The sequence below is a fragment of the Streptomyces xiamenensis genome, from assembly GCF_000993785.3.
Taxonomy (GTDB): domain Bacteria; phylum Actinomycetota; class Actinomycetes; order Streptomycetales; family Streptomycetaceae; genus Streptomyces; species Streptomyces xiamenensis.
Genome location: NZ_CP009922.3, coordinates 5168057 through 5194340 on the forward strand (window position 1 = coordinate 5168057; position 26284 = coordinate 5194340).

At 72.6% G+C, this 26284-nt stretch carries 24 protein-coding genes and 2 pseudogenes; 16 read left to right on the forward strand and 10 right to left on the reverse strand.

The annotated features are described in order from the left end of the window. Positions 1 to 9 precede the first annotated feature (9 nt). From SXIM_RS23765 to SXIM_RS23775, 3 genes and pseudogenes are all read right to left on the reverse strand, one after another. Positions 10 to 641 (reverse strand): annotated as a pseudogene (locus SXIM_RS23765) (RNA-guided endonuclease InsQ/TnpB family protein); the annotation flags it as partial. Beyond that, a complete protein-coding gene (locus SXIM_RS23770; protein ID WP_030730890.1) occupies positions 589 to 798 on the reverse strand; it encodes a P-loop nucleotide/nucleoside kinase family protein in 210 nt (69 codons plus the stop codon). The gene SXIM_RS23770 and the pseudogene SXIM_RS23765, both read right to left, overlap by 53 nt. After that, positions 795 to 2939, reverse strand: a complete 2145-nt coding sequence (locus SXIM_RS23775; protein ID WP_052385188.1) for an alpha-galactosidase — start codon at positions 2937 to 2939, stop codon at positions 795 to 797. The genes SXIM_RS23770 and SXIM_RS23775 overlap by 4 nt, the downstream gene beginning before the upstream one ends. 72 nt (positions 2940 to 3011) lie before the next feature. Between SXIM_RS23775 and SXIM_RS23780 the strand changes: the two genes are divergently transcribed. The 5 genes and pseudogenes from SXIM_RS23780 (at position 3012) to SXIM_RS23800 (ending at position 9783) form a co-directional block, all read left to right on the forward strand. Then, complete coding sequence (locus SXIM_RS23780; protein ID WP_046725087.1) at positions 3012 to 4082, forward strand: LacI family DNA-binding transcriptional regulator; 1071 nt, start codon at positions 3012 to 3014, stop codon at positions 4080 to 4082. A gap of 49 nt (positions 4083 to 4131) precedes the next feature. Then, positions 4132 to 5457: an ABC transporter substrate-binding protein gene (locus SXIM_RS23785; RefSeq protein ID WP_046725088.1), complete on the forward strand. Its 1326-nt coding sequence runs from the start codon at positions 4132 to 4134 to the stop codon at positions 5455 to 5457. Positions 5458 to 5474: 17 nt separating this feature from the next. Next, the gene (locus SXIM_RS23790; RefSeq protein ID WP_234306836.1) at positions 5475 to 6350 is read left to right on the forward strand and encodes a carbohydrate ABC transporter permease; all 876 of its coding nucleotides are present in this window, start codon (positions 5475 to 5477) and stop codon (positions 6348 to 6350) included. Next, positions 6347 to 7179 (forward strand): annotated as a pseudogene (locus tag SXIM_RS28845) (carbohydrate ABC transporter permease). Before SXIM_RS23790 ends, SXIM_RS28845 begins: the two are co-directional and overlap by 4 nt. A gap of 96 nt (positions 7180 to 7275) precedes the next feature. Continuing rightward, positions 7276 to 9783, forward strand: a complete 2508-nt coding sequence (locus SXIM_RS23800) for a CBM35 domain-containing protein (RefSeq protein WP_078847014.1) — start codon at positions 7276 to 7278, stop codon at positions 9781 to 9783. Between the two features lie 4 nt (positions 9784 to 9787). On the opposite strand, the gene SXIM_RS23805 is transcribed toward SXIM_RS23800, so the two are convergent. Beyond that, positions 9788 to 10831: an Rv2578c family radical SAM protein gene (locus SXIM_RS23805; RefSeq protein ID WP_030730906.1), complete on the reverse strand. Its 1044-nt coding sequence runs from the start codon at positions 10829 to 10831 to the stop codon at positions 9788 to 9790. Positions 10832 to 10939: 108 nt separating this feature from the next. Between SXIM_RS23805 and SXIM_RS23810 the strand changes: the two genes are divergently transcribed. Next, the gene (locus SXIM_RS23810) at positions 10940 to 11395 is read left to right on the forward strand and encodes an SRPBCC family protein (RefSeq protein ID WP_030730909.1); all 456 of its coding nucleotides are present in this window, start codon (positions 10940 to 10942) and stop codon (positions 11393 to 11395) included. Between the two features lie 172 nt (positions 11396 to 11567). Here the strand turns inward: SXIM_RS23810 and SXIM_RS23815 are convergent, their stop codons facing one another. Beyond that, a complete protein-coding gene (locus SXIM_RS23815; RefSeq protein WP_046725089.1) occupies positions 11568 to 11813 on the reverse strand; it encodes a hypothetical protein in 246 nt (81 codons plus the stop codon). A 73-nt stretch (positions 11814 to 11886) separates the two neighbouring features. Then, entirely contained in the window at positions 11887 to 12630 is a 744-nt protein-coding gene (locus tag SXIM_RS23820; protein ID WP_246156931.1) for a VOC family protein, read from the reverse strand. Positions 12631 to 12937: 307 nt separating this feature from the next. Here SXIM_RS23820 and SXIM_RS23825 point away from each other — a divergent pair, with 307 nt between their 5' ends. The 3 genes from SXIM_RS23825 to SXIM_RS23835 all read left to right on the forward strand — a co-directional run bounded on the left by SXIM_RS23825 (position 12938) and on the right by SXIM_RS23835 (position 15952). Beyond that, on the forward strand, positions 12938 to 13528 hold the full coding sequence (locus tag SXIM_RS23825) for a nitrogen regulation protein NR(II) (protein WP_030730918.1): 591 nt from the start codon (positions 12938 to 12940) through the stop codon (positions 13526 to 13528). 215 nt (positions 13529 to 13743) lie between these two features. Continuing rightward, entirely contained in the window at positions 13744 to 14577 is an 834-nt protein-coding gene (locus SXIM_RS23830; RefSeq protein WP_030730921.1) for a M55 family metallopeptidase, read from the forward strand. Continuing rightward, positions 14570 to 15952 (forward strand): M20/M25/M40 family metallo-hydrolase, encoded by a 1383-nt coding sequence (locus SXIM_RS23835; protein WP_234306837.1) that lies wholly within the window; start codon positions 14570 to 14572, stop codon positions 15950 to 15952. Before SXIM_RS23830 ends, SXIM_RS23835 begins: the two co-directional genes overlap by 8 nt. Before the next feature lie 77 nt (positions 15953 to 16029). Here the strand turns inward: SXIM_RS23835 and SXIM_RS23840 are convergent, their stop codons facing one another. Beyond that, positions 16030 to 16779: an alpha/beta fold hydrolase gene (locus SXIM_RS23840; RefSeq protein ID WP_030730927.1), complete on the reverse strand. Its 750-nt coding sequence runs from the start codon at positions 16777 to 16779 to the stop codon at positions 16030 to 16032. A 92-nt stretch (positions 16780 to 16871) separates the two neighbouring features. Between SXIM_RS23840 and SXIM_RS23845 the strand changes: the two genes are divergently transcribed. From SXIM_RS23845 to SXIM_RS23855, 3 genes are all read left to right on the forward strand, one after another. Further along, positions 16872 to 17420 (forward strand): TetR/AcrR family transcriptional regulator, encoded by a 549-nt coding sequence (locus SXIM_RS23845; RefSeq protein ID WP_030730930.1) that lies wholly within the window; start codon positions 16872 to 16874, stop codon positions 17418 to 17420. A gap of 164 nt (positions 17421 to 17584) precedes the next feature. Further along, positions 17585 to 19591 (forward strand): dipeptidyl-peptidase 5, encoded by a 2007-nt coding sequence (locus SXIM_RS23850; protein ID WP_030730933.1) that lies wholly within the window; start codon positions 17585 to 17587, stop codon positions 19589 to 19591. Next, positions 19588 to 20502, forward strand: a complete 915-nt coding sequence (locus SXIM_RS23855; RefSeq protein WP_046725091.1) for a S66 peptidase family protein — start codon at positions 19588 to 19590, stop codon at positions 20500 to 20502. Before SXIM_RS23850 ends, SXIM_RS23855 begins: the two co-directional genes overlap by 4 nt. Positions 20503 to 20702: 200 nt before the next feature. Here SXIM_RS23855 and SXIM_RS23860 read toward each other — a convergent pair whose 3' ends face one another. From SXIM_RS23860 to SXIM_RS23870, 3 genes are all read right to left on the reverse strand, one after another. Next, positions 20703 to 21269 carry an SMI1/KNR4 family protein gene (locus SXIM_RS23860; protein WP_046725092.1) on the reverse strand — a complete coding sequence of 189 codons (567 nt, stop codon included), beginning with the start codon at positions 21267 to 21269 and terminating at the stop codon, positions 20703 to 20705. Positions 21270 to 21405: 136 nt separating this feature from the next. Further along, positions 21406 to 21849: an HIT family protein gene (locus SXIM_RS23865; protein ID WP_046725093.1), complete on the reverse strand. Its 444-nt coding sequence runs from the start codon at positions 21847 to 21849 to the stop codon at positions 21406 to 21408. 35 nt (positions 21850 to 21884) lie between these two features. After that, on the reverse strand, positions 21885 to 22304 hold the full coding sequence (locus SXIM_RS23870) for a pyrophosphohydrolase domain-containing protein (protein WP_052385189.1): 420 nt from the start codon (positions 22302 to 22304) through the stop codon (positions 21885 to 21887). A gap of 265 nt (positions 22305 to 22569) precedes the next feature. Here SXIM_RS23870 and SXIM_RS23875 point away from each other — a divergent pair, with 265 nt between their 5' ends. The 4 genes from SXIM_RS23875 (at position 22570) to SXIM_RS23890 (ending at position 26101) form a co-directional block, all read left to right on the forward strand. Then, positions 22570 to 23106 (forward strand): DinB family protein, encoded by a 537-nt coding sequence (locus tag SXIM_RS23875; RefSeq protein WP_030730943.1) that lies wholly within the window; start codon positions 22570 to 22572, stop codon positions 23104 to 23106. A 106-nt stretch (positions 23107 to 23212) separates the two neighbouring features. After that, positions 23213 to 23635 carry a CBS domain-containing protein gene (locus SXIM_RS23880; RefSeq protein WP_030730945.1) on the forward strand — a complete coding sequence of 141 codons (423 nt, stop codon included), beginning with the start codon at positions 23213 to 23215 and terminating at the stop codon, positions 23633 to 23635. Positions 23636 to 23719: 84 nt separating this feature from the next. Next, a complete protein-coding gene (locus SXIM_RS23885) occupies positions 23720 to 23965 on the forward strand; it encodes a hypothetical protein (RefSeq protein ID WP_030730947.1) in 246 nt (81 codons plus the stop codon). A 96-nt stretch (positions 23966 to 24061) separates the two neighbouring features. Beyond that, complete coding sequence (locus SXIM_RS23890; protein WP_046725094.1) at positions 24062 to 26101, forward strand: DUF5107 domain-containing protein; 2040 nt, start codon at positions 24062 to 24064, stop codon at positions 26099 to 26101. The last annotated feature ends 183 nt before the right edge of the window (positions 26102 to 26284 follow it).

A 26284-nucleotide genomic window follows, 5' to 3' on the forward strand; every position in this document is an offset into this window, starting at 1 on the left:
CTCCCCGGCCTAAAGGTCGGGGATTCCGGCCTGGGTCGTCTGACCCTTCCGGCGGCTTCCTGCTTCAACGCGCTGTGCCGGGACTTTCGTCCTGGTCTTACCGGCGCTCTGCGAGGCATTTGGCCTGTCCGCCCGTCCGGCGGCCAGGGTATTGCGTGCGGCGTTGACGTCGCGGTCGTGGACGGTCCCGCACTCCTGGCAGGTCCACTCACGGACCGACAGGGGCTTGGGGCCGTCCTTGACGCCGCAGGCCGAGCAGACCTGAGAGGTCGGCTCGAAACGGCGATCTTGCCGAAGTACCGGCCGCGCTTGACGGCCTTGTAGTCCAGCATCGCAACGAACATCGACCAGCCCGCGTCGTGCACGGACTTGGCCAGGCGTGTACGGGCCAGGCCCTTGACTGCGAGGTCTTCCACATAGATCGCTTGGTTGTCGCGCATCAGGTCCGTGGAGAGCTTGTGCAGCCAATCGCGTCGCCGGTCCGCCACACGGGCGTGCTGGCGTGCGACCCCGGCCCGTGCCCTGGCGCGGTTGTTGCTGCCCTTGGCCTTGCGGCTCAAGGTCTTCCGCATTCTCTTGAGCTTCTTCTCAGCCCTCCGCAGGAAGCGGGGGCTGTCGAACGCCGGGGCTTTCTGCAAGAGACCCGGTAACGGTCGGGCGCAGCGGGGCGAGGCTGTCGGCCAGGGTCTCCTTCACGGTGTCCTTGCTGAACAGGGGCAGCCCGAGGCGCCCGGCCAGCTCCCGGGCGAGGGTGGTCTTGCCCGCGCCCGGGAGGCCGTTGACCAGGACCGTGGTCATCGTGCCCGCAGGCGCAGCAGCAGGGCGGCCGGGGCGCGGGGGAGGGTGACGGTCAGTTCGCCCTCCGGTGCCGACCAGGCGACCGTTCCCGCGGTGGCGGCCGGGTACAGGATCTCGGGCTCAACCGCGCGGCCCCGCCACGCGGGGAGCGGCAGGGTCCGCACCGGGCCGCCGCCGCGGCGCCACACCGTCAGGTACGTGGTGCCGTCGGCCGCGCGCAGACCGAGCGCGGGCCAGGGCTCCTCCCAGTCCGGCAGGCCCAGCGGCCAGAACGGCACCGCACCGGGCAGGTCGGCCCGCAGCCCCTGGTAGACCCGTACCGCCTCCCGCACCAGGGTGAGTTGACCGGACGTCATCCGGTTCAGGTGGCCGGACAGATGGATCCGGCCCAGCAGCGCCCCGGCCAGCGTGAAGGCGATCTCGTCGTCCGTGAACTCCGGCTGTGGATAGGCCCACACCGCGCCCTGTTCCGGCGGCACGGCCGTGGGGGCGCTCGCCGCGATCGGCGGGTAGCGCAGGAAGTCCTGCTGGTCGCTGGTGGATTGCAGCTGTGTCAGCGCGAGCGACGAGCCGTCCATCCGCATGCCGCCCGAGGCGCAGTTCTCGATCACCAGACGCGGATGGCGCTCCAGTACGGCGTGCAGCCAGTCCTGATACGCCCGGGCGTGCGCCAGCAGACCGGCCCCCGGGCTGGTGGTGCCGCCGGTGTCGGTGCCGGGCGGCACGGAGATGTTGTAGTCCAGCTTGAGGTACCCCACTCCCCACGCGCCGACGATCCGGTCCACCGTCGCGTCCAGGTGGCGGCGCGCCGCCGGGTGGCGCAGGTCGAGCTGGAAGCGGCCGTTCTCCCGTACCCGTACGCCGTCCCGCGCGAAGTACGCGGCGTCCGGCAGGGTAGGGGCAATGGGGCTGCGCACGCCGATCACCTCGGGTTCCAGCCACAGCCCGGGCACCATGTTGTGGGCGCGGATACGGTCCAGCACCTCGTGGATGCCGCGTTCCCCGGGGAACCGGGCGGCGGCCGGCTGCCAGGCGCCGACCGTGTCCCACCAGCCCCCGGCGTCGCCGTCGTACCAGCCGGCGTCGATGACGAAGTACTCGGCGCCCGCCGTGGCCGCCGCGTCGATCAGCGGCAGCAGCTTCGCGGTCGTCGGATCGCCGTTCAGCGTGTTCATGTAGTCGTTGAAGACGACGGGCAGCGCCGCGTGGTCCGGGTGCGGCCGGCGCAGCACGCGCCGGTACGCGGTCAGTTCGGCCAGCGCGCCCTCGAACCCGGCGCGCGAGAGGGCGAGCGCGGCCGGCACGGTCGTGAAAGAGGCTCCGGGGGCGAGCCGTTCACTCCACTGGTGCTCGGTGTCGCTGGGCCCCCACAGGGCCAGATAGCCGGCGGCCCCGCGTTCGCCGCTCTCCCAGATCCAGCCGGTGGGCGACTCGATCTGCCACAGCCACGCCGCCCCGGCGGCGTCCGGCCCCGCGTCCGGCCTCCCGGTGAGCGCGCCCATCGGCAGATGACCGTCGGTCGGCCAGCTGCCCCGGCTGCTGTACGCGACCCGGCCGCGCGCGTCCTGCCGGTGCAGGGCGTGGTTGAGGTCCGGGACCCGGCGGCGCAGCGGTTCGCTCCGCCAGCGGCATTCGGCCAGCCAGTCGTTCTCCGCCCAGTGCAGGTCCAGGTCGGCGGGGTCCGGCAGCCCGCCCAGGGTGAGGGAGGAGACCGCGTACAGCGTGCGGACCTCGGACGCCTCGTTGGTCACGGTGACCGAGCCGCGCACCACCGCCGTCCCCTCGGGGGACTCCAGCAGCAAGGTGACGGCCAGCCCGCTCACTTCGTCCGCCAGGTTCAGACGCAGCCGGTGCCATGGTCCCACGGTCTCCGTCCGGTGCGAGCGCAGCCGCAGCCGCCGGCCCACCGCCGTGTCGATGCCGCGCTGTCCCGCCCACTCGGTGCCCGTGCCCGCCGCCAGCAGCTCCACCACCGGCAGCGCGGTGCCGGGCGGGACGGCCGGCGCGTTGCCCGGCGGCCCCAGCCGTACCGTCCGTAGTACCCCGTCCGGCCCGGCCGCGAACTCCGCCGTCAGCGCCGTGTGGCCCCACGCGATGGTGATGTCGTCGGGGCCGGCGGCGTCCCGTTCCTGGCTCGACACAGCGATCCCCCCTGGTGAGTTCGCGGCTTCCCGCTCCTTGACGGCCCCCGTGTGACCGGTCACAATCCTGGCATGCCTGTGACCGGTCACACAAGGAGCGGCCGCCGCCCCGCCAGCATCCGCGACGTCGCCGACGCCGCCGGGGTGTCGTACCAGACCGTCTCCCGGGTCATCAACGGACACCCCAGCGTGCGCCCGGCCACCCGCGCCCGGGTCGAAGCGGCCGTCGCCGCGCTCGGCTTCCGGCGCAGCGCCACCGCCCACGCCCTGGCCAGCGGCCGGACCAGGGCGCTGACCGTCCTCACCTCCAACACCACCCACTACGGCTACGCCGCTGCCCTCCGCGGCATCGAGGAGGCGGCCCGCGCCGCGTCCTTCGCCGTGGGCATCGCGGTTCTGGAATCGGAGGAGGACGAGGTCGTGCGCGACGCCGTGCGACGCGCCACCGACACCGGCGGCGGGCTCATCGTCATCGCCTACGACCGCCCCGGCGTCCGCGCCCTGCAACTCCTGCCCGACGACGCCCCGGTGGTGGCCGCTGTGGAGACCCCGGCCACCACCCCGCCGCCCGGCAGCCCGTGGGTGTGGACCGATGACCGCGCCGCCGCCCACCGCATGACGCGCCATCTGCTCGACCTGGGCCACCACACCGTCCACTACCTCGCCATCCCCTCCACCACCGACAGCACCGGCACCGGCACCGGCGACGGGGCCCAGCGTGCCGCCGGCTGGCGCGACGCGCTGCGCGAGGCCGGGCGGCCGATCCCCGAACCGCGCCCGGCCGGCTGGGAACCCGCCGACGGCTACGCCGCCGGCCAACGCCTGGCCCGCGACCCGGAGGTGACCGCCGTGCTGTGCGGCAACGACGCCCTGGCGCTCGGCGTGCTGCGCGCCCTGCGCGAGGCCGGCCGCGACGTGCCGCGCGACATCAGCGTCGCCGGCTTCGATGACGCCCCGCACTCCGCGTATCTGACTCCCGCCCTCACCACCGTCCGGCTCGACTTCACCGGCCTGGGCCGCGCCACCTTCGCGCTGCTGCACGGCCTGCTGGAGGCGGGCGAGCCCGTCACCCCGCACCCCGTCGCCCAGCCCGAGCTGATCATCCGCGAGAGCACCGGACCCGCACCCCGACCGCCCCGCTGAGGTACGGCGCCGCCCGCCCGGCACCACCGCCCGCCCCCAGGAGTCCACGATGAAGAGGACATCCGCCGCCCTGGCGCTCATCTGCGCCGGAGCCCTGACCCTGACCGCCGGCTGCTCCGACAGCTCCGTCATCGACCACACCGACGAGGCGGCCCGCATGACGCCGGTCGACCCGCTCGGCGATCTGTCCGGCGTCACCCTCACCCTCTGGACGGCCCAGTCCACCGCCACGGCCGCCGCGCCCGTCATCGAGGCGTTCGAGGCGGCGACCGGGGCGAGCGTACGCACCGAGGCCATTCCCGACCTGTACGAACAGAACGTGCCCACCCGGCTCGCCGCCGGCGACATGCCCGACCTGCTGTTCTGGCAGCCCAGCATCTCCACGCTGCCCTTCATCCACCCGCAGCGCCATCTGCTGCCACTGGACAACGAGCCCTGGGTGGCCGAACTCGGCCCCACCGAGGCATCCCTGGGCGTCCTGGACGGCACCCGCTTCGCCGCCGTCGTCTCCAGCCCCGCCATGCTCGGCGTCTACTACAACAAGGCGGTCTTCGCCGAAGCCGGCCTGAGCGAGGCCGACTTCCCGCACAGCTACGACGAACTCCTCCGGCTGGGCCACACGGTCCGCGACCGTACGGACGCGGCGCCCTTCTACGAGGCGGGCGGGGACCAGTGGCCGCTGCAATGGCAGGTGCAGGCCCAGCTCACCGACCTCCCCGGCAACTGGTGGGAGGGCCTGAACCGCAACGAGGAACACTGGACCGACCCCGTCGTCGTCGAAGCCATCACCACCTACCGCGACGAACTCCTCGGCGCGGGCCTCGCCCAGGACGACTACCGCACCGGCACCTTCACCGGCCAGGCCGAGGCGCTGTGGGAGGGCGACGCCGCCATGGCGCTCAACGTCACCGCCCTCCAGACCCTTTTCCAGGCCCAGCACACCACGGCGGAGATCGACGCGACCATCGGCTGGTTCCCGGTGGCCAACTCCGACGCCCGCGGCCTGTACTCGCCCGACCAGGCCAACGGCGTCGTCGCCTTCCGCACCGGCGACGAGACGCGGCAGAACGCCGCCCGCCAGTTCCTCGCGTACTGGCTCGGCCCCGGCTACCCGGACTATCTCGACGCCCGCAAGATCACCTCCGTACAGCCCGCCGTCCCCACCCCCGACGGACTGCCGCGCATCGCCCTCGACCAACTCGCCGCGCTGCCCCAGGCCCACGGGGTCTTCCAGGCCAAGGCCATCGTCGCCCCCGAACTGCACACCGGGCTCGCCGAGCTGATCTACGGAGAGAAGTCCCCCGAGGCGGTGGCGCAGTTCGTCGACGACCAATTCTCCGAGATCGCCCAGGCCCAAGGCGCAGCAGGCTTCTGAGAAAGGAGGCCGACACCGTGGCCCGTGCCCCCGGCCGGATATCCGGGGCGGCCGTCCACCACCCCTGGTGGTTCGCGCTGCCCGCCGTCCTCGTCTTCGGCGGCTTCTTCCTGCTGCCCAATCTGCTGAACTTCGTCTACCCCTTCACCGACTGGTCCGCATACCACAGCGACATCTCCTACGCGGGGCTCGACAACTTCCGCCGCATCATCGACAACGGCACCCTCTTCCGGGCGATCCGCACCACCTTGGTCTACGCCCTGCTCGCCGCGTTCTTCCAGAACCTCTTCGGGCTGCTGCTCGCCCTGCTGCTGGAGCGGGACACCCGCTTCAACCGTTTCTTCCGCACCGTCTTCTTCCTCCCCGTCCTCATCTCCGCGCTCGCCGTCGGCTACATCTTCCAAGCCCTGCTCAACACCGACGGGGCCCTCAACAGCGCACTGGGCACCACCATCCCCTGGCTGGGCAGCACCACCTGGACCGTCGTCCTGGTCGCCGCCATCCACGGCTGGAAGTGGATGGGCCTGGCCATGCTGATCTACCTCGCCGGGCTCAAGGGCATCCCCGGCGACACCCTGGAGGCGGCCCGGGCGGACGGGGCCGGACCGTGGCGGCTGTTCTGGGCCATCCGCTTCCCGCTGCTGGCGCCCGCGGTCACCTTCAACGTCACCACCTCGCTGCTCGGCTCGATGAACACCTTCGACATCGTCCAGGCCACCACCGGCGGCGGCCCGGCCGCCGCCACCGAGGTGATGAACATCTACATGTTCCGCGTCTTCGGCCAAGGCCTGTACGCGCAGGCCTCCGCCATGAGCCTGGTGCTGTTCCTGGTGGTCGTCGTCCTGGCCATCCCCCTGGTGACCGGATTGCGCAAGAGGGAGCAGCTGCTGTGAACGCCTCTGCCAGCGTCTGGCGCTGGGGCCGGCCGGTCCTGGTGATCGTGCTCGCCGCGCTCGCCGTGGGCGTACCGCTGTGGCTGGTGATCGCCACCGCCGCCAAGCCGCAGGGCGAGGCCGTACGCCCCGACCTGGCGCCGCCGCAACAGTGGCAGCCGGGCCAGAACTACACGGACGCCCTCAGCCAGGGCGAGATGCCGCGCGGCCTGCTCAACAGCCTGCTGGTCATCGTCCCGGCGGTGGTCCTGGTCCTCGTGCTGGGGGCGGCCGCCGCCTGGGTGTTCGCGCGCCGCCGGGGCCGGCTGGTCACCGCCGCGTACACCGTGTGCATCAGCGGACTGCTGCTGCCCCGGCCATCATCACCATCGTGCTGCAACTGCGGCAGCTCGGCCTGGCCGGCACCCGCCCCGGCATGATCGCCGTCTACACCGCCATGTACCTGTCCACGGCCATCTTCTTCATGACGGGCTTCATCCGGGCCATCCCCCACGAACTGGAGGAGGCCGCCCGGATGGACGGCGCCGGGCCGCTGCGGATCTTCACCCGCATCGTGCTGCCGCTGCTCCGCCCGGTCATCGCCACCGCCACCATCATGGTGATGCTCTACGCCTGGAGTGACGTCTTCTACTCCTTCTTCGTGCTCGGCGGAGGCGACGCCGCCACGCTGCCGATCAAGCTCTTCCAGGTCGCCAGCGCCCAGCTGTACCTCAACAACTGGCACCTCATCTTCGCCTATGTGGTGCTGATGAGCCTGCCGATGATCGTGGTCTTCCTGGTCGCCCAGCGAAAGATCGTGTCCGGAATCACCAGTGGAGCCGTCAAGTAAGCCGCCACGAAGGAAAGGACCTCACCCCACATGAGCATGTCCACGGCACGGCACGGAACCGCGGGCGCACCCCGAGCGAAAAGGAAACTCCTCCGCATGACCATCGCCGCCGCCGTCACCGCGGCCACCCTCGGCGCCGCCGCCCCGGACCGGGGCGACGCCGACGAACCGGCGGCCGTCCCCGCCCTCACCGTCGACCTCGGCGCCTCCGAGGGCCCGCTGCTGTACGGGGCCAACGGCGCGCTGTACGGCCTGAGCGACGATGGCGTCCCCAGCGACGCCATCCTCGCCCCGCTCAAGCTCTCCACCATCACCCAGAAGCCCGAGGGCGGCGCCCAGCACCCCAACGGCGACGCCCTCACCGTCTCCGACTCCTTCTTCCGCAACGGCGGCGGCGACATCTACGTGATGATGCAGGACATCTACGCCGAGTGGCCGTACGAGGACCTCGGCCTGGACGACTACCTCCCCAAGGTCGACAGCATCGTCGAGCAGATCGCCGCCCACCCGCGCGCCGACCGCTTCGTCGTGGTCCCCTTCAACGAGCCCGACCAGATCTGGTACCGGCTGGATGTCGCCGACACCGCCCAGTACGAGCGCAACCGGGACCGCTTCCTCGCCGACTGGTCCACCGTCCACGACCGGATCCGCGCCATCAGCCCCACCCTGCGCATCGCCGGGCCCAACGAGGCACGCTACGACCGCCGCTTCCTGCCCGACTTCTACCGCTACGCGTACGACCACGACGTGCTGCCCGACATCACCACCTGGCACGAGCTGTCCCCCGACTCGCTGCGCGACTTCCAGAGCAACCACGACCACTACCGCGCACTGGAACGGGAGATCGGCTTCGGCCCGCTGCCCGTCAACATCGACGAGTACGCCAACCGCCGCGATCTGTCGGTGCCGGGACAACTCGTCCAGTGGGTCGGTATGTTCGAACGCAACAAGGTCTTCGCCGACCAGGCGTACTGGGACATGGCCGGCAACCTCGACGGCAATGTGGTCCACGACAACATCCCCAACGGCGGCTGGTGGTTCTTCCGCTGGTACGCGGCGCTGACCGGCGACACCGTACGCGTCACCCCGCCGAGCCCCGACACCATCGACACCCTCCAGGGCCTCGCCTCCCTCGACACCGCCAAGCGCCAGGCCCAGGCCCTCCTCGGCGGCGCGGACGGCCCCGCCGATGTCGTCTTCGAGCAGGTCGACCCGGCCCTCTTCGGAGACCGCGTCAGCGTCACCGTCGCCGAGACCCGCTGGTCGGGCTACGAGGGCGCGCACCCCGCCCCTCGGGTGATCGGCCGCGCCACGGCGCCGGTCGGCGCGGACGGCACCGTCACCGTCTCGCTCACCGGCCTGGAGCGGATGTCCGCCTACCGCGTGGTGCTCACCCCGGCCGGCGCCGACACCCCGGACCAGCCGGCCGAGCAGTGGCGCGGCACGTACGAGGCGGAGGACGCCCGTATCGCCGGCGGGGAGATCTACACCCACGGCACCGTCGCCAACGCCAATGGCTACGCCACCTCGGGCACCCGGGATGTCGGCTCGCTCAACCGCGAGGACAGCCAGGTGGAGTTCACCGTCGAGGTGCCCGCGGACGGCACGTACGACCTCACCGTCTTCCACGGCAATCAGAGCGACGCGCCGGCCACCCAACTGCTGACGGTGGACGGCGGCGAGCCCGCCCCCGTCACCTACCCGGCCACCCTCAACCGGACCTATCGCGGCACCGTGACCGTGCCGCTGACGCTGAGCGCCGGCCGGCACACCCTCACCCTCGCCAAGGGCGACGGCGAGGTCACCCTGGACAAGATCGAGCTGACCGAGGCCGCCGAGCCGTTCACCGCGTACGAGGCGACGCTCGCGGACACCACCGGCGCCCCCGGGTACGACTACGCCTCGGCGGCGGGCACCGGCACCGGCGCCCTGGTGCTGGACGGCGCGGCGGACGGCGCGGTCTTCGACGTGTACGCGCCACGTGATGGCTACTACCGGCTGACCCCGCGCCACACCGGCGAGGGCATGGTGACCCTGGAGGCGCACGGAGAGCGATTCACCGCCCCGGCCGGCCAGGAGCAGCGGGTGCTGCTGGCGGCCGGCAACAACCGGATCACCGCCACCGCCGCCGGGCACGTCGCGCTGGCGGCCCTGGAGGTGGCCGGCGCGGGGGAGCGGACGGGCCTGGCCACGCACCAGGCGGCCGACGCCCGGCTCGCGGGCACCACCGAGCTGGCGGCCAGCCCGCACGCGAGCGAGGGAACGTATCTGCGCTGGCTCGGCGACGGGGCGGACAACACCGCGGCCTTCACCGTGCGGGCCGAGCAGGCCGGGCCGCACCTGCTGATCGTGCACTACGCCAACGACGAGCGCGCCGACAACGGGCACGCCTACAACTCCGACGTCATCTCCCGCATCCTGGACATCCAGGTGGACGGCGCCACCACCTCGGCGACGTTCCGCAACTCCTACGGCTGGCAGAACTTCTGGGGCAAGGCCGTCCCCATCGAGCTGAGCGCGGGCACCCACACCCTCACCCTGTCCAACCCCACCGCCCACGCCCCCGACATCGACCGCCTCGAACTGGCGCCGGTGCGCGGCTGAGCGCTCACAGCAGCGTCAGCTGGGTGGCCACCGGCGCGGCGCCGTCCGCCGTCGCCTCCCCGGTTTCGGGCTCGGGCGTGATGGCGCGTGCCGCGCCGCGCCGGGCGGGACCGATGCCGTACTCGGCGGCCAGTTCGTGCACCTGCCGGGTGATCCGCCGCTGGTACCACGTGGGGGCGTACGCGCCGCCCTCGTAGAGCACCTCGTAGCGCCGTACGAGACCCGGGTGGTGCCGCGCCAGCCAGCTCATGAACCACTCGCGCGCGCCGGGGCGCAGATGCAGCGCCAACGGGGTCACCGAGGTGGCTCCGGCGGCGGCGATCGCGCGTACGGTGGCGCGCAGCTGCTCGGGGGAGTCGGCCAGGTAGGGGATGACCGGGGCCATCAGCACCGAGCAGCCGATGCCGTGGTCGGCGAGCGCGCGCACCACGTCCAGGCGGCGCTGTGGCGCCGGGGTGCCCGGCTCCACGGTGCGCCACAGCTCGGGGTCGGTGAAGCCGACCGAGACCGAGACGCCGACCTCGGTGACGGCGGCGGCCTCCCGCAGCAGGGGGAGATCGCGCAGAATCAGTGTGCCCTTGGTGAGGATCGAGAAGGGGTTGGCGTAGTCGCGCAGTGCCGAGATGATCCCGGGCATCAACCGGTACTTGCCTTCCGCACGCTGATAACAATCGACGTTGGTGCCCATCGCGACGTGCTCGCCCTGCCAGCGCCGCCCGCCCAGTTCCTTGCGCAGCAGTTGCGGGGCGTTCACCTTGACCACGATCTGTGAGTCGAAACCGATGCCGGTGTCCAGGTCGAGGTAGCTGTGGGTCTTGCGGGCGAAGCAGTAGACACAGGCATGGGAGCAACCCCGGTAGGGGTTCACCGTCCATTCGAACGGCATCCGGGACGCGCCCGGCACCCGGTTGAGGATCGAACGCGCCCGCACCTCGTGGAAGGTGATCCCCCGGAACTCCGGGGTGTCGAACGTCCTGGTGACGACTTCGGAGCCGAAGAGGGCAGGGCTGGCGGCCCGGTCGTCCTCGCTCAGGTTGTTCCAGCGCATGCAAATAGAACACCGGTTCGATTCTGGTCTGTCAAGCGCGGATTTTGGGGGAGGGCCGCCCAGATGGTTGGCTTGCCGCCAAGTCCGTAGATCGCCAGGAGGATTGCAGTGGCGCAGGTTGAAGTGGTTACTCAGCGTGAGATCAATGCGGAGCCGGACGATGTGCTGGACGCGATCGCGGACTACCGGGAGGTGCACCCCCGGCTGCTTCCCGAGCAGTTCACCGACTACGAGGTCCGGGAGGGGGGCGACGGCGAGGGGACGGTGGTCTTCTTCCGGCTGCACGCCACGGCCAAACGGGTCCGGGAGTGCCTGATGGAGGTCACCGAGCCGGACGACAACACCGTGGTGGAGACGGACCGCAACTCCACCCTGGTCACCACCTTCACCGCCGTTCCCGGTTCGGTGAAGAACACCTCCAGCGTGACGATCCGCAGCACCTGGGACGGGGCGCCCGGCATCGGCGGGATCTTCGAGCGGATCTTCGCGCCGCGTGGCCTGAACGGCTTCTACGAGCAGATCCTGGCCAATCTGGCCAAGGAAGTGGAGACCGGCGGCAAGTAGCCAGTGGTCGCCTCCGGGCTACCGCGCCGCCCGCCGGCCAGGCGGGCGGCGACCGTGTGCGGGAGGCGCGGTGCGTGCCGCGCGCTGTGACCTGCCCCGCTGCCCCCCGTTCCGTCCGACGGTCCGCGCCTGCCCCGGCCGGTAGCGCCCGTCGGCGCCCCGCGCGGGCGCCCTACGCGGCGCCCGGGTGCCAGGCCGGCCACTCCTGGGGGTGGTCGGCCCAGTGCACCTGCTCCGGGTCCTCCAGGTCGATGTCGGGGAAGACCTGCCGGATGCGGGGCTCGAACTCCTCCTCGGACAACGGCTCCCAGCCGATCCCGCGCAGCCAGACCAGCCGGTAGCGGTGGTCGTCGCCGAAGGAGCCCACATACACCGGGTAGTCCGGCTCCGGCGGGCGTGGACGTTTCGCTCTGGTCATCCCACCACCGCCTTTCCGCTGGTCCGTTCCGCCGTCCGTGCGGCGGGGCGTGCGCGTGCCGTACCGGCCCGGCTCACATCGCGGGCTTCTCGCCCTTCGTGGTCGACATGTCGATCACCGTGAACCGCGCGCCGTTGTCGTCCGCGCACTCGGCCCACCGGCCGAACGGGCCGTCCTGCGGCTCGCTGACGATCTGGCCGCCGAGCTTCTCCGCCGTGGCCGCCGCGTCGTCGCAGTGGTCGACGCCGAAGTACAGCCGCGCGTACGTCTCGCTCCCGGCCGGCGTGCCGCTGGGCATGGGCATCCGCCCCGCCACCGCCTCACCCGCCGCCCGCACGGTCTTGTAGTCGAAGGACGCGGGGTCGCCCACCGCGTGCATCTCCACCGGGAAGACCGCGCTGAAGAACGTGTCGAAAGCCGCCGCGTCCCGGGTCACCACCTCGCTCCAGCACACCGAGCCCTCCTGGCCCATCAGGCCGAAGCCCTCGTGGGTGCCGGGCTGCCAGCAGCCGAAGGTGAGCCCGTCCGGGCTCTGGGCGATCAGCATCCGGCCGAATTCACCGACGCTCATCGGCTCCATCAGCAGCGTGCCGCCGTTCTCCCGGATGCGCCCGGCGGTCGCCTGCACATCGGAGGTGGCGAAGTACAGCGTCCAGGTCGGGGTCAGCTCCTGTCCCGGCATCGGGGGCATGAGTGCGGCCACCGGCTTCCCGTCCAGGGTGGCCATCGTGTATCCGCCGTAATCCGGACCCGCGCTCATGAAGTCCCAGCCGAACATCTCCCGGTAAAAGGTCTTTCCCGCGCCGAGATCTGCCACCACACAATCGGCCCAGATCGGTGCTCCTTCGGGGAATTCCGCCATCGGTACCGCCTCCACAAGGAAGTATGGGCGTGCTGAATCGAGATAATCCTCCTCTTCCACGCTAACCACAGGCAGGGCATCGTGCGCGGCGAATGGCCGCGTCATCGAACATCCGTGCGCGTCCACCTGTCGGGCGCCGAGCGCAGGGGGCGCACACGCCCCGCGTGCGTACGCTCCGGCGCACCACCGCCTTGGCCATTGCCTCCCGCCACAGCCCCGCCCGGGGATACCGTGGAAGCGCTCCCCTCCCCGGGAAGGAGAGATGGTGGCCGCAGAGCCGGAAATTCCTCAGCAGCGTGATCCCGCGCCCCCCGACACCCGTACGGTGTCCGGCCGGATCCCGCTCGCCGTGGCCGTCGTCGACCCCTCGGGCCGGATATCCCACTGGAGCAGCGGCGCCGGCCAACTGTTCGGGGTCCGCAGCGACGAGGCCCAGGGCCGGGTCGCCGCCGAGATCGTCCCCGTCACCGGCGTCCTGGACGCCCCGGGCTATCCCACCGCGGGCCGCTTCCGCACCCACGGCCAGGACGGCGGCGAGCGGCGCGGCAGCGGCGACATCCTGTGGTGGGCCTACCCCTTACCCGGACCCGGAGCCGTCCTCGTCCTCGCCACCGACGCCACCCCACTGCGCGCCGTCGAGGGTACCGCCGACGAGCCCGGCGAGAGGGTCGGCGCCGGATTCGCCCGGCACACCGACTTCGACCGTGCCGAGGACCTCGCCCGCGGCCTGCCGGAGATCATGCCCGGCATGAGCCCGCGGGAGAGCGGCGTCATCGTCGAACGCGTGCTGGAGCTGGGGTACCCCGTCCTGGAGCTCAGCCGGCACGCCCGGGTCCCGGTCACCCCCGACTGAGGGCGTCCCGCACCGCACCACGCGCCGCGCCCGGCTGCCGCGCCGCAGGAGGCGGCCGGACCGTACCCGGTCGGACCGTTGCCCCGGGGCGGGCGCCCACCGCCCGCGCTCCGGCTCCCCCCCCGAACCCCTCCTGCGCCGGTCGGGCGCCATCGCGGGCCGGTCGCGCGAAAGTGCCTTCCCCCGGACAGGGCGACCGCGTAGCCTGACGCGGCATGAAGATCTTGATCTCCGCCGACATGGAGGGGGCCACCGGCGTCACCTGGCCCGCCGACTGTCTGCCCGGGCGGCCCGAGTGGCAGCGGTTCCGGCCGGTCTTCACCTCCGATGTGAACGCGGCCGTCGCCGGGTTCTTCGACGGCGGCGCCGACGAGGTCATCGTCAACGAGGCGCACATGACCATGCGCAACCTCCTGGTCGAACAGCTCGATGACCGTGCCGTCCTGCTCACCGGCCGCCACAAGGAACTGGGCATGGTCGAGGGCGTCCAGCGCGGCGACATCGACGGCATCGCGTTCGTCGGCTACCACTGCGCCGCCGGCGCCGAGGGCGTCCTCGCCCACACCTACCTCGGCAGCTGTATCACCGGCGTCTTCGTCGACGGGGTGCGCGCCAGCGAGGGCCTGCTCAACTCCCTGATCGTCGCCGAGTACGGCACCCCCGTGGTGCTGGTCACCGGCGACGACCTCACCTGTGTCGACGCCCAGGGGTACGCCCCGCGGGCGCCCGCCGTCGCCGTCAAGGACCACGTCTCGCGGTACGCCGCGATCTGCCGTACCCCCGCCCGCACCGCCGCCGACATCCGGACGGCCGCCGCGCGCGGCGCCGTACTGGCGCACCGGCACGACCCGGCCCCGCCCAGGGACCGGACGATCGAGGTGGAGTTCGACGCCGAACAGCTGGCCGGGGCCGCCACCTTCATCCCCGGCGTGGAGCGGATCGGGCCGCGCCGGGTCGGATACACCGCCCCCACCATGTACGAGGGCATCCGCTGCTTCAAGGCGCTGACCACGCTGGTATCCAACGCAGTTGAGGAATGGTATGGCTGAGCACCACCCACAGGCACCACGCGCCCCCCGTGCCCCGCACACCCCCGGCGCCTCGCACCACATCGACCAGATCGCGTTGGAGGAGGCCGTCACCTTCACCAGCGACCTGATCAGGATCGACACCACCAACCGGGGGCAGGGCGACGGCCATGAGCGCCCGGCGGCCGAGTACGTCGCCGAGCGGCTGACCGAGGCCGGGATCGACCCGATACTGCTGGAGAAGGCCCCGGGGCGCACCAATGTGGTGGCCCGCATCGAGGGCACCGACCCGTCCGCCGACGCGGTCCTGGTCCACGGTCACCTGGACGTGGTGCCCGCCGACCCCACCGAGTGGTCCGTCCACCCCTTCTCCGGGGAGATCCGGGACGGTGTCGTGTGGGGCCGCGGTGCCGTCGACATGAAGGACGCCGACGCCATGGTGCTGGCCACCGTACGGGCCTGGGCCCGTGCGGGCGTCCGTCCGCGCCGCGACGTCGTGCTCGCCTTCACCGCCGACGAGGAGGACTCGGCCGATGTCGGTTCCGGCTTCCTCGCCGACCACCGCCCCGAGCTCTTCGACGGCTGCACCATCGGCCTGAGCGAGTCCGGCGCGTACACCTTCCACCCGGGCGACGGCCGCCGCATCTATCCGGTCGCGGCCGGCGAGCGCGGCACCGGCTGGCTGCGGCTCACCGCCGCCGGCCGCGCCGGGCACGGCTCGCGCATCAACCACGAGAACGCCGTCTCCCGGCTCACTGCCGCCGTCACCCGTATCGGCGAACACCGCTGGCCGCTGCGCCTGAGCGCGACCGTGCGCGCCGCGCTCGCCGAACTCGCGGCGCTGTACGGGCTGCCGCTGCCCGATCTCGACGACGATGCCGCCGTCGAACGCCTGGTCGCCGAGCTGGGCCGGGCCGGCACGCTGGTGGCCGGCGCGCTGCGCAACAGCACCAACCCCACCATGCTGGACGCCGGTTACAAGGTGAACGTGATCCCCGGGTCGGCCACCGCCCACATCGACGGACGGCTGCTGCCGGGCACCGAGGAGGAGTTCGCGGCCACCCTCGACAAGCTCACGGGACCCGACGTGGACTGGGACTTCTACCACCACGAGCCGCCCCTGGAAGCCCCGGTGGACACGCCCGCGTTCGCCGTCATGCGCGAGGCGCTCCAGCACTTCGACCCCGGCGCGCACGTCATCCCGTACTGCATGTACGGCGGCACCGACGCCAAGCAGTTCGCCCGGCTGGGCATCCAGGGATACGGCTTCATGCCGCTGCGGCTGCCCGAGGGCTTCGACTACCAGGCGATGTTCCACGGCGTGGACGAGCGGGTCCCCGTCGACGCGCTGCACTTCGGCACCCGCGTTCTGGACCGTACGCTGCTGGCCCTGTAGGCGCGGGCGGGCCGGTGCCCGTTCCCGGTCCTCCTCCCCCCGCCGTGCCCGGCCCACGGCGGGGGAGGGGCGGCGGGTCAGCCGCCGAGGCCGTCCCAGAACTCGCGCAGCACCCGGGCGCCGCGCCCGGGGTCCTGGAGCATCCAGTAGTGGGTCAGGCCCTCCAGTTCGACCACCCGGGCGCCCAGGGGCCGCGCCACCTCGGCGTCCATGGCCGGCCGTGCCATGGGGTCCCCGGTCGGTACCAGGACCATGCCGGGTGCGGCGGCGGGGCGTTCGAAGTCCTTGCCCCAGTCGGCGGCGAAGTTGGGCCAGGCCGAGCGGTAGAGGTCCAGGACGGCGGCGCTCATCTCCTCGTCGTGGATCGCGTCGACGTCCTTGCCCAGCTCCGGCGTCATGCCCCGGGGCTGGAGCAGGTCGCCGAAGGTTCGCCCGCTGCCGGGGGCCGACTCCCGCAGTCCGGCCAGTGACTCCTCGCCCTCCGGGCTGCGCTGCCACAGCGTGCCCGCCTCGTGCCAGCGGTAGCCGGGGTGCCAGCCGTGCGCGACATCGGAGACCCAGCTGCGCACCGGCACGTCGTGGGCCGAGACGACCCGCATGGTCAGGTGCGCCCCCCAGTCGTGGCCCACCAGGTCGATGGGGCCGCCGATGGCCCGCAGCTCCTCGGCCAGCCAGGACGCGTACGCCTCCTTGCCCCGTGGCCCGGCCGGGCGCGGGCTGCCGAAACCGGGCAGGCGCAGGGCCGTGCTGGGCCGGCCGAGGTGGTCGCGCAGGGCATTCCACAGGGCGGGCGTCTCGGGCACTCCGTGCACGAACACAACGGTCATGGCAGCTCCATGAGGTTAAGTGGATAAGCTATCCATTTCACCGTAGCAGTAAAGTTGATAACCTATCCACCTGCTGCGGCGAGGGGAGACACATGCGGGCCGACGCGGTGCGGAACAGACAGCGGATCTTCGACGAGGCGCACCGCGCGATCGCCGCCGGGGAGACCGAGCTGACCCTGAACGAGCTGGCCCGCCGCTCCGGAGTCGGCGTCGGGACGGTCTACCGGCTCTTCCCCACCCAGCGGGCGATGCTCGAAGCCGTCCTGGAGGTCTCCGCCCGCGACCTCATCCGGCTCGCCGAGGAGGCCGGGACGGAATCCGACCCGCACCGGGCGCTGGAGGAGTTCCTGCGCTCCGCGCTGGCCGCCGCGCTCGCCCGGCCGGGCCTGTTCACCGTCCTGATCACCCTCACCGACGAAACGGACTCGCTGCGCGAGGCCAAGGGAGAACTGGCCGCCAAGGCGACACAGTTGCTCGGGCGGATCGACCCGGCCCCGGCACTGACCGGCGAGAACCTGCTGAAACTGTTCTGCGGGCTGATCCATGCCATCAGCGAGCACCCCGAGGAGCGCCGCCCGGCGGCCACCGACGCCTACCTCCAGCTGCTGCGGGCCGGCCTCGCCGCGGGCCCCGGAGCCTGACCTGCCGGGCCCCGGCCCCAACTCGCCTCCACCGCAAGCCCGTCGTCCCGCGCCCACCCCGGGCGAAACACACCCGGCCGGTGCCTGGAGCACCGGCCGAGGTCGTGGAACGATCCCCGGGTGAGCTGGTGAAGACCCCACCGACACCGCCCTGGAGGCAGCTGATGGCGCACGACCGCTACGGAACCTGGCCCTCGCCGATCGACGCCGCCCTGGTCGCCGCCCACGACGGCAAGCCCGAGTTCCTGGGCGCGGTCGGCGAGGAACTGTGGTGGACGGCGCCGCGCCCCGCCGAGGGCGGCCGCCGCGCGCTGGTGCGGCTGCGCCCGGACGGGGACGGCGCCGCCGAAACGGTCCTGCCCACGCCGTGGAACGTCCGCAACCGCGTCATCGAGTACGGCGGCCACCCCTGGGCGGGCATCGCCCGCCCGGCCGGCGGCCCGCTGGTGGTCTTCACCGACCACGGCGACCAGCGGATCCACGCCGTCGAACCCGACGCCCCCAGCGGCCCGGCGCCGCGCGCGCTCACCCCGCCCTCCACCGCCGACCGCGAGCTGCGCTGGTGCGACCTGCTCCCGCGCCCCGGGCACGGCGAGGTGTGGGCCGTCCTGGAAGAGCACCGGGCGGGCACCGTACGGCGCGTCGCCGTCGCCGTACCGCTGGACGGATCCGCCGCCCAGGACCCGAACGCGCTGCGCGAACTCACCCCTGCCGCCCACCGGTTCGTCACCACCCCCCGGCCCTCCCCGGACGGACGCCGCGCCGTGTGGCTGGCCTGGGACCACCCCCGGATGCCCTGGGAGGGCACCGAACTGCTGATCGCCGACCTGGGCGAGGACGGCCGCCTGACCGGGGCGCGCACCCTGGCCGGCGGCCCCGACGAGGCCATCGCCCAGGCCGAATGGGCCCCGGACGGCACCCTGCTGGCCACCACCGACCGCACCGGCTGGTGGAACCCGCACCGCGTCGACCCCGACACCGGCACCGCTGTGCCGCTGTGCGCGCGCGAGGAGGAGTTCGCCGAAGGGCTGTGGCGTATCGGCTGGCGCTGGTTCGCGCCGCTGGACGGCGGGCTGTTCGCCGTCCTGCACGGGCGCGGCGGGCTGCGTCTGGGCATCCTGGACCCCGCCACTGGTGAACTCGCCGACGCCCCCGGCAGTCACGGCGAATGGGCGCCCGGACTGGCCGTTCAGGGCAGCCGGGTCACCGGCATCGCCGCCGGAGCGCACACCGGCTGGGAGATCGTGCAACTGGACACCGCCACCGGACGCACCAGGGTGCTCGCCGAACGCCACCACGACCCGGTCGATCCTGCCTACTACCCGCACCCGGCCGCCCGTACCTTCACCGGCCCGGACGGGCGGGAGATCCACGCCACCGTCTACCCGCCGGCCCATCCGCTGGCCGCCGTCCCGCAGCCGCAGGACGAGTTGCCGCCGTACGTCATCTGGGCACACGGCGGCCCCACCTCCCGCGCCCCCGTCGTCCTCGACCTGGAGATCGCCTACTTCACCTCGCGCGGCATCGGCGTCGCCGAGGTCAACTACGGCGGCTCCACCGGCTTCGGCCGCGCCTACCGCGAGCGGCTGCGCGAACAGTGGGGCGTGGTCGATGTCGAGGACTGCGCCGCCGTCGCCCGCGGACTCGCCGCCGAGGGGACCGCCGACCCGCACCGGCTCGCCATCCGGGGCGGCAGCGCCGGCGGCTGGACCGCCGCCGCTTCCCTCACCGATACCGGCACCGCCGGTCTTTACCGCTGCGGCACCATCAGCTACCCGATCCTCGATCTGGCGAGTTGGACGGGGACGGGCACCCACGACTTCGAATCCCGCTACCTCGACTCACTGATCGGCCCGTACGACGAGGTTCCCGAGCGCTACCACGACCGCTCGCCGGTGCACCACGCCGAGCGGATCACCGTACCGTTCCTGCTGCTGCAGGGACTGGACGACGCGATCTGCCCGCCCGAGCAGGCCGACCGGCTGCTGGCCGCGCTCGCCGAGCGCCCGGGCCCCGCCGTGCCGCACGCCTACCTCACCTTCGAGGGCGAGGGCCACGGCTTCCGCCGCGCCGACACGATCGTGACCGCCATCGAGTCCGAACTGGCCCTGTACCTGGACGCCTTCGGCATCGCCCGACCGGACGCGCCGCTGCTGGAGCTGCGCCGGTGATCCCCGCGCTGCGCCCCGGTGACGTGGTCACGGTGGTGGCCCCGGCGGGCCCGGTGGAACGGGACGTGCTCATGGCGGGCACCGAGATCCTGCGCGGCTGGGGACTGACGGTCCGTATCGCCCCCTCCGCCCTGGACGGCGGCCCGGCCCCGCTGCCCCACCTGTCCGCCGCCGACGGCCACCGGGCCCGTGACCTTCAACGGGCCTGGTGCGACCCGGACAACGCGGCGGTGATCTGCGCCAGGGGCGGCTACGGCACCCAGCGGCTACTGCCCCTGCTCGACTGGGACGCGCTGGCCGCCGCAGGGCCGAAGATCCTGCTCGGCTACAGCGACATCACCGCACTGCACGAGGCGTTCGCGCTCTGCCTGGGCGTACCCGCCTGGCACGGCCCGATGCCGGGCACCGCGGCGTTCACCGACGACGCGGTGGCCCAGGAACGCCTGCGCCGCGCCCTGTTCACCCCGCACGACCCCCGTCCGATCGGCTCCCCGGCGGCCCGGGCCCTGGTCCCCGGGACCGCGCGCGGGATCACGCTGGGCGGCTGCGCGAGCCTGCTGGCGTCCGGGGTCGGCACCCCGTACGTCAGACCCTCGGCGGCCGGCGGCATCCTGCTGCTGGAGGACACCGGTGAGGAGCCCTACCGGCTGGACCGGGCCCTGACCCAACTCCTGAACGCCGGCTGGCTGGACGGGGTGGCCGGCATCGCCCTCGGCTCCTGGCGGGAGTGCGGCCCGTACGAGGAGGTCCGTGCCGTCCTGGCGGACCGGCTGGTGCCGCTCGGGGTGCCGGTGGTGGAGGAACTGGGCTTCGGCCACGGCCCTCAGCCCTGGACGATCCCCCTCGGCGTCCCGGCCACCCTGGACGCCGAAAGGGGGACCCTGACCCCGGACCCGCCTGCCGACCGGTGACGCGGGCGGCTAGGCCCTGTCTGACACATCCCGCCTGGCCCGCGTCGCCTGGCACGGCACCTCGCTGCGTTGTCGAGACGCCCAAGTAGCCCACTACGAGGACGCCCCTCCGCCTTGCGATGCTCCCCCAGCCTTCGGCCGGGAGGTGCCCCCAGCACCAGACAACGCGGGCCCGACCGGCGCCATGTGTCAGACAGGACCTAGTCCATGAGTTCCTGGATCTCCTCCCGGCCCACAGTGAGCAGCTCGCTGAAGCTGTCGCAGGGGTCCGACAGCTCGCCGTACTTCACCGCGAGAAGGTAGGCCCGGTACTCGCCGTTCTCCAGGACATCGCTGGTGTCCAGCAGGAAGACGTCCTCACCCCGGGCGATGCTGAGACCGTACCGGAAGACGTCGTCCTCCTCGCCACCGTCCTCGCTCGCCCAGCCCGTGTGTTCGTCGCGGAACCACGCGAACTCGGCGCACGGACGCAGCGAGTCGATCCATTCCGCCACGCGTCCCCAGCCGTCGCTGGCGAGCAGGAAGGCGCGCAGACTCGGCGGCAGGGCCACCCCGAGGCGTTCCTCCGTCGCGGCGATCGCCCGCTCGTCCGCCGGGTCGTGCCCGAGCCAGCGCGCGTCGAACTGCTCCTGCGTCACCTCGCCCAGCTCGTCCTCGTCGAGGCTGCTCAGATACCACTCGCTGTACTCGTTCAGATAGGCCCGCCACTCCTGGGGGGTGCCCGGGCACGGGGCGGGTGGCACGTTGCTCTCGGCGCCGTCCGTCATGGATCTGCTGTCCTTCCCGCAGGCTCGCGAGCCTCTTCGATGACATCAAATGCCGCCACGGGGCGGCCTGTTGGAAGTTCTATCAGCAGCGTTCCCATGCCCGGTCCGGCGCCCTGGCGGGGTGTCCGCCCCCGAGCTAGGCGGTGAGTGCGGCGCGCAGTCGTTCGGCGTAGGCGTGGCGGCGGTCGGCGGGGAGCCGGTCGGGCTGTGGCGGGGTGGCGTACAGGTCGTCGCCGGGGTAGCGGGGGAAGAGGTGCTGGTGGAAGTGCCAGACGTGCTGGTCGCCGGCGGGTTCGTTGTGTTGGCGGGTGGAGACCCCGGCGCAGTCGTAGGCGGTGCGCATGGCGCGAGCCAGGGTACGGGTGGCGTCGAAGACCGCGTGGCCGTCGGCGGTGGGGAGGTCGTAGAGGTTCTCGTGGTGGGCGAGAGGGACGATCAGCAGATGGCCCGCGTTCCTCGGCCACCACTGCGGGCAGATCAGCGCGAAGACCCGTTCGTCGCGGTAGACCACGTCGGGCTCCCGGTCCGGGGTCAGGTGGCAGAACGGGCAGTGGTAGTCGGCGGGTTCGTGGTGGTGCACAGGGTGCCTCCCTGGCGTGATACGGCGTGGGACGGTCAGGAGCCGGCCGGCGGCCAGGCGACGAGGCCGTCGAGGACCGGCGGTTGGTAGCCGGGCCCCTTGAGTACCTTGCCGTCCGGCCGGCGCAGGACACGGCCTTCGGCGTCGAGCTTGCTCATGTTCGACCGGTGGACCTCGGCGAACACGGCGGGCAGGTCGATCCCCAGCGCATCCGCGGTGCCGTAGGTGACATAGAGGACGTCGGCCAGTTCCTTGGCCACGGCACGGTACGCGCCGAGCGGGTCCTCGCCCGTGCGCAGGGCCTTCGCGAGGGCGGTCAGGGCCTCGGCGGCCTCGTGGGCTTCCTCGTCCAGCAACGTCCGCCGGTGTTCGGCCGTTTCGGGGCGCTCGCTCACGCCCTGACCGTCGAACGTCTCGCGGAACTCGGCAACGCGTCGCATCGGCTCGTGATCCATGACCCGACCCTAGGGCCTGTCTGACACATCCCGCCTGGCCCGCGTCTCCCCCAGCCTTCGGCCGGGAGGTGCCCCCAGCACCAGACGCCGCGGGCCTGACCGGCGCTCTATGTCTCAGACAGGCCCCAGGCCCTGGCCGGGCGGCCGGGGGCGAGCGGTCCGTATGCTCGGCGGCGGTGGGGTGTGGACGATCCGTGCGGCTCCCGCCGGGTGTGCCGCACCCTCGCGAGGCCCGCTCCGGGGCTTCCGGCGAAGGAGAGAAACGATGAGCGAGAATCCGACGGTACCGAGCGAGCCCGGGAAGCACATCGCCGACCCGCGTCAGCTGCTGCTCGACTACCTCGACTACTACCGCGAGGTGGTGCTGTCGAAGCTGGCCGGGCTCTCAGAGGAGGAGTTGCGCAGCTCCCGGCTGCCGTCCGGGTGGACCCCGGTGGAGCTGATCTGGCATCTGGCCCATGTGGAGCGCCGCTGGCTGCGCTGGGGCTTTCTGGGCGAGGAGGTCGACGAGCCGTGGGCCGACTGGTTCCACGGGCCCTCGGGCCCGGAGCGCTGGGCGGTGCCCGACGGGGTGAGCACGGCCGAGGTGCTGGAGACCTTCCACCGGTACGTCGCGGACTCCCGGGCGATCACCGCGGACGTCGCGCTGGAGGCGCGGGCCGAGGGGGGCGGCCGGTTCGGCCCGGCCGAGCAGGCTCCGGCGCTGAGCTGGATCCTCTTCCACCTGCTCCAGGAGTACGCCCGGCACGCCGGTCACCTGGATGTCGTACGCGAGCTGGCGGACGGTGTCACGGGGGAGTAGCGAACCGGGACAAGCCGGACTACGGTGGAGGGAACGCCGCGATGGGCTCCCATTTCGCGCGGCCCGCGTGGCGACATCGCGAACGCGAACGCAAAGGAGTCCCGCCATGACCACCGCCGCGGACATCATGAGCCAAGGCGCCCAGTGCGTCCCGATGAACGAGACCCTGGACCGCGCCGCCCAGTTGATGCGTGAACAGAACGTGGGCGCGCTGCCCGTCTGCGACGAGAACGAGCGCATGCAGGGCATCATCACCGACCGCGACATCGTCGTGAAGTGTGTCGCCGCCGGCCACGACCCCTCCAAGGTCCGGGCCGGCGATCTGTGCGAGGGCACTCCGCGCTGGATATCCGCCGATGCCAGCGCGGAGGACGCGCTCGCCGAGATGGAGACGCACCAGATCCGGCGGCTGCCGGTCGTCGGCGGCGACAAGCGGCTGGTCGGCATGATCAGTGAGGCCGACGTGGCCAGGACGCTCACCGACGACCAGGTGGCCACGTTCGTCGAGCGTGTCTACGCCACCTCCTGAGCCACCCGCCCGGCAGACCCCCGGGACGCACCTCGCCGCGCCGCTCGCCGGGCGGGCGGCGGCGGGGGCGGCCATGCTGGGAGCATGGCATCCAACCCCAGACCCCGGAAGGCCAGCGGCAGCACCCCGCTGGGGGACTTCTTCACCCCCGGCCGGATCGTCGCCCTGGTGGTCGCCGTCCTCGTCCTGATCTTCGTCTTCCAGAACACCGGGCGCACCAAAATCCGCGTCCTCATCCCCGAGGTCATCATGCCGCTGTGGCTGGCACTGCTGGCCACAGCCCTGATCGGCCTATTCCTCGGCATGTATCTGACACACCGCAGAAGATAAACCCCCAGGGCCCTCTTTCACCCGAGTGGGTGACCGTGTTCCATGGTCATCACAGCGCCGGTCACCCGGCCGGGGGTGAGGGGAGCGAGGGGTTTCATGACAGGAACCGGAAGCACGGCCGGCGCCGCCGCAGGACCCGGGACGACCGTCCGGCGCGGCACGCTCACGCTCCCCGCCGCGCCGCTGGGCCCACCCAATCCGCTGCCCGCGCTGCTCCCGCTGGACGAGGCCCACCGCCTCGACCCGGCGGAGTTCGCGGTGCTGCCGCCCGACGCCGCCCGGCAGGCCGCGTACGCGCCGCTGACCTCCGTCCTGCCCGCCCCGCTGTACGACGGCTACGGCCGCGCCCGCGCCGCCACCGAGATCCCCACCCTCGTCATCGAGAACGACCGGCTGCGCGCCACCGTGCTGCCCGGCTGGGGCGGGCGCGTCCACTCCCTGTTCCACAAGGCCACCGGGCGCGAACTCCTGTACCGCAACCCGGTGCTGCAACCGGCCAACTTCGCCCTCAACGGCGCCTGGTTCTCCGGCGGCATCGAATGGAACATCGGCGCCACCGGGCACACCGCCCTGTCCTGCGCCCCGCTGCACGCCGCCGCCGTGCCCGCCCCCGACGGCGGACAGATGCTGCGGCTGTGGGAGTGGGAACGGCTGCGCGACACCCCCTTCCAGGTCGACCTGTGGCTCCCGCGGGGATCCGACTTCCTCTACGTCGGCGTTCGCATCCGCAACCCCCAGGACAGCACGACACCGGTCTACTGGTGGTCCAACACCGCCGTCCCCGAACACCCCGGCACCCGGGTCCTGGTCCCCGCCGAGCGGGCCTGGCACTTCGGCTACCGGCGCGCGCTGCGCACGGTGTCCGTCCCAGGTGACCCGGGCGGGCCCGACCGCACTCGCCCCGCCCACGGCGATCACCACCCGGCCGACTACTTCTACGACGTGCCCGCCACCGCGCGGAAGTGGATCGCCGCCCTGCGGGAGGACGGCCACGGCCTCGTCCAGACCTCCACCGCCGCCCTCCCGGGCCGCAAGCTGTTCGTGTGGGGCACGGGACCCGGCGGACGCCGCTGGCAGCGCTGGCTCACCGAACCCGGCACCACCGGCTACGCCGAGATCCAGGCCGGCCTCGCCCGTACCCAGCTCGAACACCTCCCGCTCCCCGCGGGCGAGGAACTCAGCTGGCTGGAGGCGTACGGCCCGCTGCACGCCGACCCCGCCCACACGCACGGGCCCGACTGGGCGGACGCCCGCGCTCACACCGAACGGGCCCTGGACGCCGCGCTGCCCGCCGCCACCCTCGACGCCGCCCACGCCGCCTGGCTCCCGCACGCCGACCTGGACCCCGCGGACCTCCTGCACACCGGCAGTGGCTGGGGCGCCCTGGAAGTCGCCCGCGGCGGCTACGAACTGCCCGGCACCCCCTTCGGCCCCGACGCCCTCGGCCCCGAGCAGTGCCCCTGGCTGGAACTCCTGGAGAGCGGCCGGCTCCCCGGTCACGCCCTGCCCGCCACCCCGCCGGGACCCACCCTGGTCTCCCGCGCCTGGCGCGAGAAGCTCGAATGCGCCACCCCCGGCGGCCCGCTGACCGACTACCACCTGGGCATCGCCCAATGGCACGCCGGCGACCTGGCCCAGGCCGCCCGCAGCTGGGAACGGGCCCTGGCCGAAGGCCCCAGCCCCTGGCCGCTGCGCGCCCTGGCCGTCGCCGATGCCCGCTCCGGGCAGCACGACCGCGCCGCCGAACGGGCCCTGACCGCCGCCGAACTCGCCCTGGCCGCGCCCGCCGGCCCCGCCGCCGACAGCGCCGCCGGGCCCGCGGTGACCGCCCTGGTCACCGAAGCGGTCACCGCCCTGCTGACCGCCGGACGCCCGGACGCCGCCCGCACCCTGCTGGAACGGCTGCCCGAACCCGTACGCGCCCGCGGCCGGCTGCGGCTGCTGGCCGCCCGCACCGCGCTCGCCCTCGGCGAACGCGACACCGCCCGCGCCCTCCTCTCCGAGGACTTCGAGATCCCGGATCTGCGTGAGGGCGAGGAGTCCCTGCACACCACCTGGGCCGCTCTCACCGAGGACCCGCTGCCCGTTCACCACGACTTCCGGATGCGCTCCGAAGGGAGCCCGGAACCCGCCTGAACGACCGTACGGGCACGTCCCGCCGAGCCGTACGGGCCCGAAACGGGCATCCATCCGTGCCCGTACGGGCGCCCGTACGGCACATGGAAAGCGCTGTCCGTGAACGGCCCGAAGCGGCCACCCCTGCGACCGAACGGGCACAATCGGGCAGGAAAACCCGAACAGTTGCTCTGTTCCGCGCCC

Excerpts from the sequence above, each read along its gene's own strand:
- SXIM_RS23785 (WP_046725088.1), top strand. The coding sequence starts at position 4,132 with ATGAAGAGGACATCCGCCGCCCTGGCGCTCATCTGCGCCGGAGCCCTG.
- SXIM_RS23850 (WP_030730933.1), top strand. The coding sequence starts at position 17,585 with ATGGCGCACGACCGCTACGGAACCTGGCCCTCGCCGATCGACGCCGCC.
- SXIM_RS23830 (WP_030730921.1), top strand. The coding sequence starts at position 13,744 with ATGAAGATCTTGATCTCCGCCGACATGGAGGGGGCCACCGGCGTCACC.
- SXIM_RS23840 (WP_030730927.1), bottom strand. The coding sequence starts at position 16,779 with ATGACCGTTGTGTTCGTGCACGGAGTGCCCGAGACGCCCGCCCTGTGG.
- SXIM_RS23780 (WP_046725087.1), top strand. The coding sequence starts at position 3,012 with ATGCCTGTGACCGGTCACACAAGGAGCGGCCGCCGCCCCGCCAGCATC.
- SXIM_RS23800 (WP_078847014.1), top strand. The coding sequence starts at position 7,276 with ATGACCATCGCCGCCGCCGTCACCGCGGCCACCCTCGGCGCCGCCGCC.
- SXIM_RS23870 (WP_052385189.1), bottom strand. The coding sequence starts at position 22,304 with ATGGATCACGAGCCGATGCGACGCGTTGCCGAGTTCCGCGAGACGTTC.
- SXIM_RS23835 (WP_234306837.1), top strand. The coding sequence starts at position 14,570 with ATGGCTGAGCACCACCCACAGGCACCACGCGCCCCCCGTGCCCCGCAC.
- SXIM_RS23845 (WP_030730930.1), top strand. The coding sequence starts at position 16,872 with ATGCGGGCCGACGCGGTGCGGAACAGACAGCGGATCTTCGACGAGGCG.
- SXIM_RS23890 (WP_046725094.1), top strand. The coding sequence starts at position 24,062 with ATGACAGGAACCGGAAGCACGGCCGGCGCCGCCGCAGGACCCGGGACG.
- SXIM_RS23805 (WP_030730906.1), bottom strand. The coding sequence starts at position 10,831 with ATGCGCTGGAACAACCTGAGCGAGGACGACCGGGCCGCCAGCCCTGCC.
- SXIM_RS23860 (WP_046725092.1), bottom strand. The coding sequence starts at position 21,269 with ATGACGGACGGCGCCGAGAGCAACGTGCCACCCGCCCCGTGCCCGGGC.
- SXIM_RS23770 (WP_030730890.1), bottom strand. The coding sequence starts at position 798 with ATGACCACGGTCCTGGTCAACGGCCTCCCGGGCGCGGGCAAGACCACC.
- SXIM_RS23825 (WP_030730918.1), top strand. The coding sequence starts at position 12,938 with ATGGTGGCCGCAGAGCCGGAAATTCCTCAGCAGCGTGATCCCGCGCCC.
- SXIM_RS23815 (WP_046725089.1), bottom strand. The coding sequence starts at position 11,813 with ATGACCAGAGCGAAACGTCCACGCCCGCCGGAGCCGGACTACCCGGTG.
- SXIM_RS23880 (WP_030730945.1), top strand. The coding sequence starts at position 23,213 with ATGACCACCGCCGCGGACATCATGAGCCAAGGCGCCCAGTGCGTCCCG.
- SXIM_RS23885 (WP_030730947.1), top strand. The coding sequence starts at position 23,720 with ATGGCATCCAACCCCAGACCCCGGAAGGCCAGCGGCAGCACCCCGCTG.
- SXIM_RS23875 (WP_030730943.1), top strand. The coding sequence starts at position 22,570 with ATGAGCGAGAATCCGACGGTACCGAGCGAGCCCGGGAAGCACATCGCC.